The organism is Microbulbifer hainanensis, from assembly GCF_014904735.1.
Taxonomy (GTDB): Bacteria; Pseudomonadota; Gammaproteobacteria; order Pseudomonadales; family Cellvibrionaceae; genus Microbulbifer; species Microbulbifer hainanensis.
In genome coordinates, this window is sequence record NZ_JACZCR010000031.1 from 56,291 (window position 1) to 71,910 (window position 15,620).

The window sequence follows — 15,620 nt, forward strand, 5'->3', positions numbered from 1 at the left end:
CCTGCCTATTCCGGTTTACTCGCGTGCATCAGGTAATTGACGTCCACGTCGCGCGGATTCAATTTGTAGCTGCGGGTAATGGGGTTATAGGTCATTCCGGTCATATCGCGTAGCTCGAGCCCGGCTTCCCGCAGCCAGGCGCCCATTTCCGACGGGCGAATGAACTTGCCGTACTCGTGGGTGCCCTTGGGCAGCATTTTCAAAACGTACTCCGCGCCTACCACAGCGAACAGCCAGCCCTTGGCGGTGCGGTTGATAGTGGAGAAGAACAGCTGGCCACCGGGTTTGACCAGCGCCGCGCAGGCTTTGATGACCGATGCCGGGTCTGGTACATGCTCGAGCATTTCCAGACAGGTGACGATATCGAAGCTGCCAGGCTGTTCTGCGGCCAGTTCCTCGACCTGCACGCGGCGGTAATCGACGTCCACGCCGCTCTCCAGTGCGTGCAGGCGGGCCACCTTGAGTGGCGCCTCACCCATGTCGATACCGGTGACGTGGGCGCCGCGCTGCGCCATGGCTTCGGTCAGGATGCCGCCGCCGCAACCCACATCGAGCAGTTGCTTGCCGGCCACCGGTGCCCGCTGGTCAATATAGTTGGCGCGCAGCGGATTGATTTCGTGCAGCGGCTTGAATTCGCCTGCGCGATCCCACCAGCGGCTGGCGAGCTGTTCAAATTTGGCGATTTCCGCCGGATCGACATTACTCATGGAATTTCCGTCACTTCTTGCAGGCCGGCAGCCAACAGGAGCTGGTGGGCGGCGCTGCTGCCGGAAGCCGCGCCTGCTGGCACCGCCCTCCGGGATCAATCGTTTATTGTGAGTGGCCGGCGATTCTATCACGCCACATTTGCGCCCGCTGAATCACCTCCGCTTCGTTCAGCGTCTGCAGCTGGCGATTTTTCAGCAGCGGTTTGCCGGCCACCCACACATCGGTGACATTCTGGCCGCTGGCGGTGTAAATCAGTTGCGAAACCGGGTCGTGCAGTGGTTGCTGCTCCAGGCCGCTCAGGTCGATGGCGGTGAGATCGGCGCTCTTGCCTGGTTCCAGGCTGCCGGTCACATTGTCGATACCCAGCGCGCGGGCGCCGTTGATGGTTGCCATGGCCAGTGCCTGGTGGGCGGGCAGGGCGGAGGCGTCGCCACTCACCGCCTTGGCCAGCAACGCGGCGGTACCGGCTTCAGACAGCAGGTCCAGGCCGTTGTTGCTGGCGGCGCCATCGGTGCCGAGGGCGACATTGATCCCTGCATCGAGAAGTCTCGCCGCCGGGCAGAAGCCAGAGGCGAGTTTCAGGTTGGATTTAGGACAGTGGACTACGTGGGCACCGCTCTGTTGCAGCAGTTCCATATCCCGGTCGTTCACCGCTGTCATGTGCACGCACAGGGTCTGGGGGCCGAGCAGGCCCAGGCGCAGCAGGCGCTCGGTAGGGCGCTCACCGGTCTCTGCGAGGGCGCGTTCCACCTCGCCGGCGGTTTCGTGCAAGTGCATCTGCACCGGAACCTGGGCCTCGGCGGCGTAAACGGCAATCTTCTCCAGCGTCTCATCCCCCACGGTATAGGGGGCGTGCGGGGCGAATACCACGTCGATACGCTCGTGGGCCTTGTAGCTGTCGCGCAGTGCCAGGCCTTTCTGCACGGCGTCTTCGCCGCTGCGGCTCCACGGCGTCGGGAAATCGATTACCGGGAAGGCTATCTGTGCGCGAATACCGGTTTCGCGGGCGACGGCGGCCGTTGCATCGGGGAAAAAGTACTGGTCCGAAAACGTCGTGGTGCCGCTGCGCAGCATTTCTGCGATAGCCAGGCGGCTGCCGTCAGTGGCGAACTCCTGGTCGACCCACTGTTGCTCCGCAGGCCAGATATGCTCCTCGAGCCATTCCATCAGTGGCCGGTCGTCGGCGAAGCCGCGCAACAGGGTCATGGCGGCGTGATTGTGGGTGTTGATCAGGCCCGGAATCAGTGCCTGGCGGTCCAGGTGCACCTCCTCCCGCGGCGCGTAGCGCGCATTAGCCTCTGCCGATGGCAGCAGGGCGGCGATCTTGCCGTCGGCGATTGCCAGTGCACAATTTTCGTACACTTTTTGTTCGGGAATGACCGGGATGATCCAGCGGGCGTGAATCAGGATATCGATGGCTTGGCGCATGGGTGCGGAGACTTGTCGCTGAGAATGTGGCCGTAGACTTTAGCGATGCGCTCAGGTGTGAACAAGTGTATCGCCAGCCGTCCTCCCAGACGCCATTTGTGGTAACATTGCGCGCTTGATCGAATCCCGGAGTGGTATCCGGTGTTAGCCGGCACGGGGGCGATGGTAGATGGCCGGGTCGGCAGAGTCCGATCGGCCGGCCAGGCTGGGCTATATGGTCCGCGGCGGCGGTAATAACTATTTAAGGAATGCCGGAAACTTATGGGCGAGTTAGCCAAAGAAATCTCTCCGATTAATATCGAAGAAGAACTCAAGCAGTCCTATCTCGACTATGCGATGAGCGTCATTGTGGGCCGCGCGCTGCCGGATGTGCGCGACGGTCTCAAGCCGGTGCACCGTCGGGTGCTCTTCGCGATGAACGAACTGAAAAACGACTGGAACAAGCCGTACAAAAAATCGGCACGTGTCGTCGGTGACGTCATTGGTAAATACCACCCGCACGGCGATTCCGCGGTTTACGACACCATCGTGCGTATGGCGCAGCCTTTCTCCCTGCGCTACACGCTGGTGGATGGCCAGGGCAACTTCGGCTCCATCGATGGCGACAGCCCGGCGGCGATGCGTTACACCGAGATCCGCATGGACAAGCTGGCCCACGAGCTGCTGTCCGATCTCGACAAGGAAACCGTCAACTACATCGACAACTACGACGGTTCCGAGCAGATGCCGGAAGTGCTGCCGTCGCGGGTGCCCAACCTGCTGGTGAACGGCTCCTCCGGTATCGCCGTGGGTATGGCCACCAATATACCGCCGCACAATATGACTGAGGTGGTGAGTGCCTGCCTGGCACTGATCGACAACCCGGAACTGTCCATCGACGACCTGATGGAATATATCCCGGGTCCGGACTTCCCAACCGGGGCCACCATCAATGGCCGCGCCGGCATCCTGCTGGCTTACCGCACTGGCCGTGGCCGTATCTACGTGCGCGCCAAGGCCGACGTGGTTCGCGATGACAAGACCAATCGCGAAACCATCATCATTACCGAGATTCCCTTCCAGTTGAACAAGGCGCGCCTGATCGAGCGCATCGCCGAGCTGGTGAAAGAGAAGAAGATCGAAGGTATCTCCGAACTGCGCGACGAGTCGGACAAGGACGGCCTGCGCGTGGTGATCGAACTGAAGCGCGGCGAACTGGGCGATGTGGTTTTGAACAACCTCTATTCCCAGACCCAGCTGGAAAGCGTGTTTGGTATCAACATGGTGGCGCTGGTGGACGGCCAGCCCAAGGTACTGAACCTCAAGCAGCTGCTCGAGTATTTCATTCGCCACCGCCAGGAAGTGGTGACCCGCCGTACCGTATATCTGCTGCGCAAGGCGCGCGAGCGCGGCCATATCCTCGAAGGCCTGGCGATCGCCATTGCCAATATCGATCCGGTGATCGAGCTGATCAAAGCTTCCCCCACGCCTGCGGATGCCCGCGAGGCGCTGCTGGCCAAGGGCTGGCCGGTGGGCGACGTGCAGCAGTTCCTGGAGCGCGCCGGCGCCGATGCGTGCCGCCCGGACGATCTGCCGAAAGAATACGGTCTGCGCGATGGCGGCTATTACCTGTCACCGGCCCAGGCCCAGGCGATCCTGGAGTTGCGCCTGCACCGCCTGACCGGTATGGAGCACGACAAGCTGCTCGCCGAATACAGCGAGCGCCTGGAGCAGATTGCCGAGTACCTGCATATCCTCGGCAGCTTCGAGCGCCTGATGGAAGTGATTCGCGAAGAGCTGGAAGCCCTGAACAAGGAATTTGGCGATGAGCGTCGCACCGACATCGTGGCTTCACGCCAGGATCTCACCGTCGAGGACCTGATCACGCCGGAAGACAAGGTGGTGACCATTTCCCATGGTGGCTACGCGAAGAGCCAGCCGTTGGCGGATTACCAGGCCCAGCGTCGCGGTGGTATGGGCAAGTCGGCTACCCAGGTGAAAGACGAAGATTTCGTCGAGCACCTGCTGATCGCCAACTCCCACGACACCATCCTGTGCTTCTCCAACAAGGGTAAGGTGTACTGGCTGAAAGTCTACGAAGTGCCGACCGCCGGTCGCGCCTCCCGCGGCCGACCCATGGTCAATATGCTGCCGCTGGAAGAAGATGAGCGTATCAGCAGCATGCTGCCGGTATCCGAGTACGACGAGAATTACTTTATCTTCTTTGCTACCGCCAATGGCACCGTGAAGAAGACCCCACTCTCCGCTTTTGCACGCCCGCGCAGTGTGGGCCTGAAAGCCATCGAGCTGGACGAGGGCGACCGCCTGGTGGCCACCGCCATTACCGACGGTAGCCGCGACGTGCTACTGCTCACCAGCGCTGGCAAGGCGGCGCGCTTCGCCGAGGAAAATGTGCGCTCCATGGGACGCGTCTCCCGTGGTGTGCGCGGTATCCGCATGGCGGAGGGTAAGCAGGTCATCGCCATGGTGATCCCGGAAGAGGGCGGATCCGTGATGATGGTGACCGAAAACGGCTACGGCAAGCGCACCGCCACCGCGGATTTCCCCACCAAGGGTCGCGGTACCCAGGGTGTGATCGCCATTGCCGAGAGCGAGCGCAACGGCGAGCTGGTTGGGGCCTGTCAGGTGCACCCGGGTGAGGAGATCATGCTGATCTCCGATCAGGGTACGCTGGTGCGGACCCGCGTGGATGAAGTTTCAGTGCTTGGCCGCAACACCCAGGGTGTTCGTGTGATACGTCTGAAGACCGGTGAGAAGCTGGTGGGCCTGGCGCGGATTCAGGAAAGTGAAGACGAGGATCAGGACGAGGGTGGGGAAGAGTGATTTCCCGCTAAGGTAAATAAAAAGGCTGCGAATTTCGCGGCCTTTTTTGACCCTGTCGCACTAAAAAAACAGCTTTCGCGGGATATGTCTTTCCCGTTTTCGCTTTTTTGTGTTGTTTTATCTAGTTTTGCATGTAACCAATTCTTTGTGCTCTCTGGAAGTTGATTCATGAGGAAGTTTAATTTCTGCGCTGGTCCCGCCGCGTTGCCCGAACCGGTCTTGTTGCAGGCGCAACAGGAATTGCTCGACTGGCGTGGTCTCGGTTGTTCTGTCATGGAGATCAGTCACCGCTCGCCGGAATTCGTTGAGGTGGCGGAGCGCGCCGAGCAGGACCTGCGCGACCTGCTGTCGATCCCCGACAATTACAAAGTGCTGTTCCTGCAGGGCGGTGCCACTGGACAGTTCAGTGCAGTGCCGTGGAATCTATTCGGTGCCGGCGAGAAAGTCGCGGACTATATCCACACCGGCCAGTGGGCCGAGAAAGCGATCAAGGAGGCGCGTCGCTACGGCCAGGTGAATATCGTGGCTTCCAGCGAGGACCGCAACTTTACCTATGCACCGGCCGCGGACAGCTGGCAGCAGAGTAAAAATGCCGCCTATTTTCATTACACGCCCAACGAGACCATTGGCGGTGTGGAATTTGATTACGTGCCGGACGTCAGTTGCCCGCTGGTGGCGGACATGTCGTCGAATATATTGTCGCACCCGATAGCGGTAGAGAAATACGGCATGATCTACGCCGGTGCGCAAAAAAATATTGGTCCGTCCGGTATTGCCGTGGCCATTGTGCGCGACGACCTGCTCGACCGCGCGCTGCCGGAGATTCCGCGCAGCCTCAACTGGAAGGTGGCGGCGGACGCGGGCTCCATGGATAACACCCCGCCGACGTTTGCCTGGTACCTGTCCGGCCTGGTGTTCCAGTGGCTCAAGGCGCAGGGCGGTGTCGAGGCTATGGCCGAACTGAGCCTGCGCAAGTCCGGGATGCTGTACGACTTTATCGATGGCAGCGATTTTTATTCCAGCCCGGTGGAAAAGCACTGCCGCTCGCGCATGAACGTACCGTTTGTGCTGGCGGACGATGCGCTCGACAAAGTGTTCCTGCAGAAGGCCGAAGAGGCCGGATTGCTGAACCTGAAAGGACATCGATCCGTCGGCGGAATGCGCGCATCTCTGTACAACGCGGTACCAGTGGAGGCCGTCGAGGCGCTGGTGTCCTTTATGGCGGACTTTGAACAGCGCCAGGCGTAAGTATTTAAAGGTTGGGAAATAGGTAAGTGGATAGGCAAACGGATGTCTGAGCAAACGACCAACAGTGATCCGCAGCTGCTCGAGTTGCGCGACAGGATAGATGAAATCGACGGGCAGATTGCCCGGTTGATCAGCGAGCGCGCCGAGTGCGCGCTCAAAGTGGCGGAAATCAAGAAAGCTGCCGGGGAAAATGCCCTTTACTACCGTCCCGAGCGCGAAGCCCAGGTGCTGCGCCGGGCGATGGAGCGCAACCAGGGGCCGCTGACCGACGAGGAAATGGCGCGGCTGTTCCGCGAAATCATGTCGGCGTGTCTGGCGCTCGAAGAACCGCTCAAGGTCGCCTATCTCGGTCCGGAGGGTACCTTTACCCAGCAGGCGGCGCTGAAGCACTTTGGCAATTCCGCCCAGAGCCGCCCGCTCGCAGCCATCGATGAGGTGTTCCGCGAAGTGGAAGCCGGTGCGGTCAACTACGGTGTAGTGCCGGTGGAAAATTCCACCGAGGGTGTGATCAACCATACGCTCGACAATTTCATGACCTCCAACCTGCAGATCTGCGGCGAGGTGGAGTTGCGCATTCACCACCACCTGATGATCTCCGATATCACCAAGGCGGATGCCATTACGCGCATTTACTCCCATGCGCAGAGCCTGGCCCAGTGCCGCAAGTGGCTCGATTCCCACTACCCGAATGTGGAGCGCATTGCCGTGGCCAGTAACGCGGAGGCGGCCAAGCGGGTCAAGGGTGAATGGAATGCGGCGGCCATTGCCGGCGATATGGCTGCGGAGCTTTACGGCTTGAAAATCCTGGCGGAAAAAATCGAGGACCGCCCGGACAACTCGACCCGCTTCCTGATCATCGGCTCACAGGCGGTGCCGGCAAGCGGTGATGACAAGACCTCGCTGATGGTGTCCATGCGCAATGAACCCGGCGCGCTACACGACCTGCTGGAGCCGTTCCGCCGCCACAGTGTGGACCTGACCCGTGTAGAGACGCGTCCGTCCCAGTCCGGCAACTGGACCTATGTGTTCTTTATCGATTTCAAGGGCCATCGCGACACGCCCAATATTGCCGAGGCGCTGAAAGAAGTGAGTGCCTGCGCGTCGGATATCAAAGTGCTGGGTTCCTACCCGCGCGGCGTGCTTTAAGCGGGAGCATAGACAGATGGGGGGAGCGGTAGTCGGCCGCCTGGTCGTCGTTGGCCTGGGTCTTATAGGCGGCAGTCTGGCACTGGCGTTGAAAACTGCGGGGGCCTGTCGCGAAGTGGTCGGGGTGGCGCGGCGCCGTCAAACCTGCGAACAGGCGCTGGAGCTGGGTATCGTCGATCGGGCGGTAACGGAATTGGCGGATATCCTGCAGGAACTCGAAGCGGGCGATGTGATTTTTGTCGCCGTGCCAACCCTGGCCGTGGAGCAGGTGTTCGAAGCGCTGCGGGATTTGCCGGAGGGTGTCACCATCACCGATGGTGCCAGTGTAAAAGGCAGTGTGATCGAGGCGGCGCGCAATGTCTGGGGCGAAGTCCCGGACTTCCTGGTGCCCGGCCACCCGATCGCCGGATCGGAAAAGAGTGGCGTTACTGCCGCGCGCGACGACCTTTATATCGCCCACCGGGTCATTCTGACGCCGCTGGAAAATACCTCGCCCGAACACCGGCAGAGAGTCGAGTCGATGTGGCAGGCCGCCGGTGCGGAAGTGCTGCAGATGCCGGTGGGTGAACACGATGAAGTACTTGCCGCCACCAGTCACCTGCCGCATGTCATTGCCTATGGCCTGGTGGATACCCTGGCGCACGACGCGGAAAATGAAAATATTTTCCGCTACGCCGCCGGTGGCTTTCGCGACTTCACCCGCATCGCTTCCAGCGATCCAGTGATGTGGCGGGACATCATGCTGGCAAATCGCGACGCCATTCTCCAGGCAATCGATCTCTACAGCGCCAATCTGGAATCCCTGCGCGCGGCCATTGCCGCCGGTGACAGCGATCGCCTGATGGGTGTCTTTACCCGGGCCAAGGCGGCGCGGGATCACTTTACAAAAATGTTGGCCAGAAAAGCGTACACAGAACCTATGCAAGCACAGGAAGTTACTTTTATTGCTCAGCCCGGCGGGGCCGTCAGCGGCGAGCTGCGAGTGCCCGGCGACAAGTCCATGTCCCACCGCTCCATCATGCTCGGCTCTCTGGCCGAGGGCGTTACCGAGATCGAGGGATTTCTCGAGGGCGAAGACGCCCTGGCGACATTGCAGGCGTTTCGCGATATGGGGGTTGTGATCGAGGGGCCGGTGAATGGTCGCGTCACCATTCACGGCGTCGGTCTGCACGGCCTGCAGGCGCCGCCGGGGCCGCTGTATCTGGGCAATTCCGGTACTTCCATGCGCCTGCTGGCAGGGCTGCTGGCGGGGCAGGAATTCGACGTGACGCTGACTGGCGATGAATCCCTGTCGAAGCGTCCGATGAACCGCGTGGCGGACCCACTGCGTGAAATGGGCGCAGAAATCGAAACGGGCCCCGATGGGCGGCCGCCGATGGTGATCAAGGGGGCGCGAAAGTTACACGGCATCGATTACCGCTTGCCGATGGCCAGTGCCCAGGTGAAGTCTTGCGTATTGCTCGCAGGGCTCTATGCCGACGGTCAGACTAGTACCACCGAGCCTGCACCGACGCGCGACCACACCGAGCGAATGCTGGCCGGTTTCGGCTATGAAGTTCGGCGCGATGGCCCCTGTGCGACTGTACGCGGTGGCGGCAAGCTGACAGCGGGCAAGATCGATGTGCCGGCGGACATCTCGTCAGCCACCTTTTTTATGGTCGCTGCGGCTATTGCGCCGGGCTCCGACGTACTGCTCGAGCATGTGGGTATCAATCCGACCCGCGACGGCGTGATCAATATCTTGCGCGCCATGGGCGCCGATATCGAATTACAGAACCGCCGCGAAGTGGGCGGTGAGCCGGTGGCGGATATTCGCGTGCGTTACGCGCCGCTGAAGGGCATCCGTATCCCGGAAGACCAGGTACCGCTGGCGATTGACGAATTTCCCGCGCTGTTCGTTGCTGCCAGTTGCGCCGAGGGTGAAACCGTCCTGACCGGCGCGGAGGAGCTGCGGGTCAAGGAAAGCGACCGAATCCAGGCGATGGCAGACGGCCTGGCGGTACTCGGTGTCGACGCTGAGCCAACGCCGGATGGCATCGTCATTCAGGGGGCGGGCGAGGGCGCCGCTTTTGGCGGCGGCACTGTCGACAGTCTCGGCGATCACCGCATTGCCATGGCTTTCGCCGTGGCATCCCTGCGCGCGCGCGATACAATTCGCATCCTGCACTGCGCCAATGTGGCGACGTCATTCCCGAATTTTGCCGAACTGGCGATGCGCGCCGGGCTGAAACTGCAGGCGGCCTGATTCGCCGCCGGGTGAAGTCCCGGCATCGGCGTCTTGTGGAAAGGCGGTTGCCGCGTCGCTGCTGGGAAGCCTATCTGGACTTTGCAGCGACGTTGCCAAAATTCACTTCAGAAGTATGTAAATCACATTATGAGCGAACCTGACAACTTGCCGCCGGTCATTGCCATCGACGGTCCCAGCGGCTCCGGTAAGGGCACCATCGCCAAGCTGGTGGCGGAAAAGCTGAACTTTTCGCTGTTGGACTCCGGTGCCCTCTATCGCCTGACCGCACTGGCCGCGTTGAACCGCGATGTGGACCTGACCGACGAGGCCACCCTGACGGAAATTGCGGCCAACCTGGATATCCGCTTCGAGCTGCGTGACGATGCAGTCGCAGCCCTTTTGGATGGCGCGGATGTCTCGCGTGATATCCGCATGGAGCGGGTGAGCATGGCAGCTTCCAAAGTGGCGGCGATGCCGGGTGTGCGGGCTGCGCTGCTGCAGCGCCAGCGGGATTTCCGCCAGGCGCCTGGCTTGGTGGCCGACGGGCGGGATATGGGAACCACGGTCTTTCCTGACGCGCCAGTCAAGGTGTTCCTGACCGCCAGCGCCGAAGAGCGCGCCCGTCGTCGCTTCGAGCAGTTGCGGGGGAAGGGGGTTTCTGTTAGCCTCCGCGACCTGCTGGAGGACATCCGCGCCCGCGATGCGCGCGATATGAACCGCGAAGCCTCCCCGCTGGCTCCCGCTGAAGATGCGGTAGAGCTCGACAGTACCGGGGTGGATATCGACGGTGTCCTCAATACCGTGTTGCAGCTGGTGCGCGACCGAATCCACGTTCGGGGCGCCTGATACCGGCGGGCGACACGCTACAATCAGATTTCTAAACGACAGCGGCCGGGATCAGCCAGAATCGCCCGGCCGTTGTTGTAATCCGACCCGCGTGCTGGCAGCGCGGTGGGGTCACGGCTGGCGGTTGACTACACTGAATAGTTACCAACGGCTGGGCCCATGACTATAGGTAATGTAATGAGCGAGAGCTTTGCTGAACTATTTGAAGAGAGCCTGAAAAGCGTAGAGATGGCCCCCGGTTCCATCGTGACCGGTGTGGTGATCGACGTTGATAAAGACTGGGTAACCGTTCACGCGGGCCTGAAGTCTGAGGGCGTTATCCCCGCTGCCCAATTCCTGAACGAAAAGGGTGAAGTGGAACTGCAGGTGGGCGACGAAGTACAGGTAGCCCTGGAAGCAGTAGAAGACGGTTTCGGTGAAACCCGTCTGTCCCGTGAAAAAGCCAAGCGCGCTGAAGCCTGGAAGATCCTCGACGCGGCTCACGCTGCCGACGAAGTGGTTAAAGGCGTTATTAGCGGCAAGGTTAAAGGTGGCTTTACTGTCGACGTGGCCAACATCCGCGCATTCCTGCCGGGTTCTCTGGTAGACGTTCGCCCGGTTCGCGACACCGCGCACCTGGAAGGCAAAGAGCTCGAATTCAAGGTCATCAAGCTGGATGCCAAGCGCAACAACGTTGTGGTTTCCCGCCGCGCCGTTATGGAAGCTGCGACTTCCGAAGAGCGTGAAGCCCTGCTGGCCAGCCTGCAGGAAGGCATGACCATCAAAGGTATCGTGAAGAACCTGACCGACTACGGCGCGTTCGTAGATCTGGGTGGTATCGACGGCCTGCTGCACATCACCGATATGGCTTGGAAGCGCATCAAGCACCCGAGCGAGATCGTGAACGTTGGCGACGAGATCGAAGTCAAGGTACTGAAGTTCGACCGCGAGCGCAGCCGCGTATCCCTGGGTCTGAAGCAACTGGGCGAAGATCCGTGGGTATCCATCAAGCAGCGTTACCCGGAAAACAGCCGCGTGAAGGCTGTTGTAACCAACCTGACCGACTACGGCTGCTTCGCGGAGCTGGAAGAAGGTGTGGAAGGCCTGGTACACGTTTCCGAAATGGATTGGACCAACAAGAACATCCACCCGTCCAAAGTTGTCAACGTCGGCGACGAGGTAGAGGTGATGATTCTGGATATCGACGAAGAGCGTCGTCGTATCTCCCTGGGTATCAAGCAGTGCCAGGAAAATCCGTGGGATGCCTTCGCGCGTAAATTCGCCAAAGGCGACAAGATCTCCGGCAAGATCAAGTCCATCACAGACTTCGGTATCTTCATCGGTCTGGACGGCAGCATCGACGGTCTGGTTCACCTGTCCGACATCTCCTGGAACGAAGCTGGCGAAGAAGCCGTGCGCAAGTTCAAGAAGGGCGATGAAATCGAGACTGTTATCCTGGGTATCGACTCCGACCGCGAGCGTATCTCCCTGGGTATCAAGCAGCTCGAATCCGATCCGTTCACTGACTACGTAGCGACCAACGACCGCGGTACCATCGTAACCGGTACCATCAAGGAAGTTGACGCCAAGCAGGCTGTCATCACCCTGGCGGACGAAGTCGAAGGCGTTCTGCGCGCTTCCGAAATCAGCCGCGACAAGGTGGAAGATGCTCGCAATGTCCTGAAAGAAGGCGAAGAGGTTGAGGCCAAGATCACCAGCGTGGATCGCAAGAACCGCGTGATCAGCCTGTCCATCAAAGCCAAGGATCAGGAAGACGAGAAGCAGGCCATCAAGGATCACAGCAAGAAGCAGGCTGAACAGGTTCAGCCGGCGACTATCGGTGACCTGATCAAGGCGCAGATGAACAACAAGGACTAATAGTTCCTGGTTGTTAAATGCTTTGGACTGATTGTCTGAAGTAATATGAAAGCCGGACTGGGGTTGCCCAGTCCGGCTTTCTGTTACATGATTGCCGCTCTAATCTAGAATAATCAATGACTTACACAAGGTTACGGGGCGCATGACCAAATCCGAACTGATCGAAAGGATTGCGTTGAGGTTGGATCAGCTGCCGGTCAAAGATGTAGAACTGGCGGTCAAGGTGATGTTGGATTCAATGTCCGATGTTCTCTCACGGGGGGAGCGTATCGAGATTCGCGGTTTCGGGAGTTTTTCCCTGCACTACCGCGCGCCGCGCACTGGGCGCAATCCCAAAACCGGTGATGCCGTGTCGCTTGCGGGCAAATACGTGCCGCACTTCAAGCCTGGCAAGGAGCTCCGCGACAGGGTCAATCGGAGTATGCAGGACGAGACGGTGACGGAATATGATTAACCGGTCGGGCCGGTTGATCGGGTCGATAGCGAAGGCCGAGACGTGGATGCTGCGGGCTGTCGATCTATGAACGATGTTGATTTAATCACCCCCTGAGGGCGGAGGTTCCCTTGTCATTCTTGCGCTGGCTGTTGCGTCTCTTCTATGGGCTGCTGGCTCTGTTATGTATAGCCATCGGCGTCTACTTCGCGGTGGACAACCCCGATACCATCGCTCCAAAACTAGCCGGTAATACACTCCCCAGTGGCAGTGTCGGTTTCTGGTTAATCGGTTTTTTGCTCTTCGGTCTTTTGCTGGGTTTTATCGTCAGCCTGTTGCCCTATTATGCTGAGCGTCGGCGTGCCAGCGGACTGGAGCGACAATTGCAGCGATTGGAACGGGAACTGCACTCGGTGCGCCGCCAGGTGTCCGGAGACTAACTTGGTCGACCTTACCTTTTTCTTCTTCCTGCTCGCAGCCATTGCTATCGGCTGGCTTCTGGGGCGCAAAAGCGTCAAAAAGAAGGTGCGCGGCAATGACCAGCAGAGAGCGCTGGCGCGATCCTACGCGCAGGGACTCAATTACCTGCTGAATGAGCGCCACGATGACGCCATCGACAAGTTTATCGATGCGCTCGAAGTCAGCAGTGAGACTTTCGATACCCACCTGGCCCTGGGCAACCTATTGCGCAAGCGCGGTGAGCACGATCAGGCGATCCGTGTGCACCAGAATCTACTGGCACGCCCCAGTCTGGCGCGACCGAATCAGCAGAAGGCGCAGCTTGAGCTGGCGCGGGACTATATTGCCGCGGGTTGGCTGGACCGGGCGGAACGCCTGCTGCAGGAACTCGTTGAAAACTCTTCAGATCTGCGCAATGTCAGCCTCGAGCACCTCGTGGAGGTGTATCGGGATGAGCGCGAATGGGGCAAGGCCATTCACGCGGTGAACTTGCTGCACGGGCGCCGCTTCAAGCGGCTGTCTGCGGAGTGGGCACCAATTCAGGCGCACTTCTGTTGCGAGCTGGCAGAAGAAGCCATCAGCAGCAAGGATTACCTGAGTGCGCGCAAGCATATCGATGCGGCACTGGGATACGACCGCAATTCCGTGCGCGCCAATCTGCTCTGGGGGCGTCTGGAATACCTGTTGTCGCGTCCGCGCGAGGCAATCAAGGTATTGCAGCGCATTCCCCGGCAGAATCCGGACTATATCCCGGAAATTCTCGAACTACTGATCACCTGTTATGAAGCAATTGACGACGAGTCCGGTCTCGATCGCTATCTCGAATCCCTGCAGCGCGAGCACCCTTCAAACAGCGTGCTGATTGCATTGACCGATCGTATTGAACAGCAGCAGAACGAAGCCGCCGCTGCCGCGTTTATGGGTAAGCAGCTCGCTCTGCGCCCGTCGCTGCGGGGTCTGGGTCATTTTATCGACCTGCACATCGACAGCACCCAGGGCCGCGCGCGGGAAAACCTGTCATTGTTGAAAACCCTAATTGATCAATTGATCGCCAGTCGCCCGCACTACCGCTGCAGCAATTGCGGATTTTCCGGTAACCAGCTGCACTGGCTCTGCCCCAGTTGTAAGCATTGGGATTCAGTGCGTTCGGTCAAAGGGGTCGAAGGGGAGTGATTCCGATCTCCCGGTCTCAGAGGCTTCTCCGGCCCGAGTGAATAGAAGAGAACACCACGGTGTGGTGTTACAGAGAGGTATAACTTTGCAAGCACAGAATACATCTGCGGTTTCATCGCCAATTATCGTTGCCCTGGATTATGACAATGCCGAAGCCGCACTGGCGATGGCGGATCAGCTCAACCCCGCGCTGTGTCGGGTCAAAGTGGGCAAGGAATTGTTTACTGCCGGTGGGCCGGAACTGGTCCGCGCGCTGGTTGCCCGTGGATTTCAGGTGTTCCTGGATCTCAAATTTCACGATATTCCCAATACCGTCGCCAAGGCTGTCCGGGCGGCTGCTGAGCTGGGTGTGTGGATGGTCAATGTGCATGCCAGTGGCGGCTCGCGGATGATGGAGGCTGCGGTAGAGGCGCTGCAGCCGTATGGCGCAGAGCGGCCGCTGTTGATCGGGGTGACGGTATTGACCAGCACTGCGCCTGAAGAGCTAGCAGCCATTGGTGTTAGCCGTCCTCTGGAAGAGCAGGTATTGGCTCTGGCAAGCCTGGCACAGAGCGCCGGCCTGGATGGTGTGGTCTGCTCCGCACGTGAAGCTGAGGCTTTGCGCCGACAGTTTGGCGCGGATTTTGCTCTAGTCACACCGGGTATTCGTCCGGCGGGAGCGGCGGCAGATGACCAGCGCCGGATCGTGACGCCGGAACAGGCGCTGGCATGGGGCGCCGACTATCTGGTGATCGGTCGCCCGATTACCGCATCGACGGCGCCAACCGAGGCCTTGGCTGGAATCCTGGCGGATATTGGGAACTAGTTGCCGTGTAATATCGTGTAATCAATTGGTGGACAAAGCGAATTACCGAGCTGGTACAGTGAGGCGGCTAGGGGAAGTAACAGCAGTCCCGGCATGAAAAATCAAAGACTTCACAGGGAGATAAGTCAATGAATACTATTCGTGCACCTTTTGCCGCCTTGTTTGCTGTACTGCTGCTGGTTTGTGGATCGACGTTTGCCATGGCGGAAGAGTCGTCCATGGACAATACACAGGTGGCTGTGGCTGCTGTTAATCTAAACAGCGCGTCCGCTGAGGAGCTGGCGGAGAAACTTGAGGGCGTCGGCGCCGCACGTGCGGAAATGATAGTAAAATACCGCGACGAGCACGGTCCCTTCACTTCAGTTGAGCAACTGCTTGAAATCAAGGGCATTGGGACTGCGACGCTGGAGAAAAATCGTACAAAGATTTCACTCTAGCCTGGTTAGTCCGTATACAGCCGGCAGCGA

13 protein-coding genes are annotated in these 15,620 nt (G+C 59.7%); 11 read left to right on the plus strand and 2 right to left on the minus strand.

Annotation, left to right across the window (positions count from 1 at the left end):
• Window positions 1-5 precede the first annotated feature (5 nt).
• Window positions 6-707: a bifunctional 2-polyprenyl-6-hydroxyphenol methylase/3-demethylubiquinol 3-O-methyltransferase UbiG gene (gene ubiG / locus IG168_RS12335; RefSeq protein ID WP_193164711.1), complete on the minus strand. Its 702-nt coding sequence runs from the start codon at window positions 705-707 to the stop codon at window positions 6-8.
• Between the two features lie 103 nt (window positions 708-810).
• Complete coding sequence (locus IG168_RS12340) at window positions 811-2,136, minus strand: TRZ/ATZ family hydrolase (RefSeq protein ID WP_193164712.1); 1,326 nt, start codon at window positions 2,134-2,136, stop codon at window positions 811-813.
• 261 nt (window positions 2,137-2,397) lie between these two features.
• On the opposite strand from IG168_RS12340, the gene gyrA reads away from it, so the two are divergent.
• The 11 genes from gyrA to IG168_RS12395 all read left to right on the plus strand — a co-directional run bounded on the left by gyrA (window position 2,398) and on the right by IG168_RS12395 (window position 15,590).
• Window positions 2,398-4,959 carry a DNA gyrase subunit A gene (gyrA, locus tag IG168_RS12345; RefSeq protein WP_193164713.1) on the plus strand — a complete coding sequence of 854 codons (2,562 nt, stop codon included), beginning with the start codon at window positions 2,398-2,400 and terminating at the stop codon, window positions 4,957-4,959.
• A gap of 168 nt (window positions 4,960-5,127) precedes the next feature.
• Window positions 5,128-6,207: a 3-phosphoserine/phosphohydroxythreonine transaminase gene (gene serC / locus IG168_RS12350; RefSeq protein WP_193164714.1), complete on the plus strand. Its 1,080-nt coding sequence runs from the start codon at window positions 5,128-5,130 to the stop codon at window positions 6,205-6,207.
• A 42-nt stretch (window positions 6,208-6,249) separates the two neighbouring features.
• Window positions 6,250-7,353: a prephenate dehydratase gene (gene pheA, locus IG168_RS12355; protein WP_193164715.1), complete on the plus strand. Its 1,104-nt coding sequence runs from the start codon at window positions 6,250-6,252 to the stop codon at window positions 7,351-7,353.
• A gap of 16 nt (window positions 7,354-7,369) precedes the next feature.
• On the plus strand, window positions 7,370-9,598 hold the full coding sequence (locus IG168_RS12360) for a bifunctional prephenate dehydrogenase/3-phosphoshikimate 1-carboxyvinyltransferase (protein ID WP_193164716.1): 2,229 nt from the start codon (window positions 7,370-7,372) through the stop codon (window positions 9,596-9,598).
• A gap of 129 nt (window positions 9,599-9,727) precedes the next feature.
• Window positions 9,728-10,426 (plus strand): (d)CMP kinase, encoded by a 699-nt coding sequence (cmk, locus tag IG168_RS12365; RefSeq protein ID WP_193164717.1) that lies wholly within the window; start codon window positions 9,728-9,730, stop codon window positions 10,424-10,426.
• Between the two features lie 177 nt (window positions 10,427-10,603).
• A complete protein-coding gene (gene rpsA, locus IG168_RS12370) occupies window positions 10,604-12,283 on the plus strand; it encodes a 30S ribosomal protein S1 (RefSeq protein WP_193164718.1) in 1,680 nt (559 codons plus the stop codon).
• 142 nt (window positions 12,284-12,425) lie between these two features.
• Window positions 12,426-12,737 (plus strand): integration host factor subunit beta, encoded by a 312-nt coding sequence (gene ihfB / locus IG168_RS12375; RefSeq protein WP_193164719.1) that lies wholly within the window; start codon window positions 12,426-12,428, stop codon window positions 12,735-12,737.
• Window positions 12,738-12,847: 110 nt separating this feature from the next.
• A complete protein-coding gene (locus IG168_RS12380) occupies window positions 12,848-13,156 on the plus strand; it encodes a lipopolysaccharide assembly protein LapA domain-containing protein (RefSeq protein ID WP_226876931.1) in 309 nt (102 codons plus the stop codon).
• 1 nt (window position 13,157) lies between these two features.
• Entirely contained in the window at window positions 13,158-14,348 is a 1,191-nt protein-coding gene (gene lapB, locus IG168_RS12385) for a lipopolysaccharide assembly protein LapB (protein WP_193164720.1), read from the plus strand.
• Between the two features lie 85 nt (window positions 14,349-14,433).
• The gene (pyrF, locus tag IG168_RS12390; protein WP_226876933.1) at window positions 14,434-15,153 is read left to right on the plus strand and encodes an orotidine-5'-phosphate decarboxylase; all 720 of its coding nucleotides are present in this window, start codon (window positions 14,434-14,436) and stop codon (window positions 15,151-15,153) included.
• 128 nt (window positions 15,154-15,281) lie between these two features.
• On the plus strand, window positions 15,282-15,590 hold the full coding sequence (locus IG168_RS12395; protein ID WP_193164721.1) for a ComEA family DNA-binding protein: 309 nt from the start codon (window positions 15,282-15,284) through the stop codon (window positions 15,588-15,590).
• Window positions 15,591-15,620 lie beyond the last annotated feature (30 nt).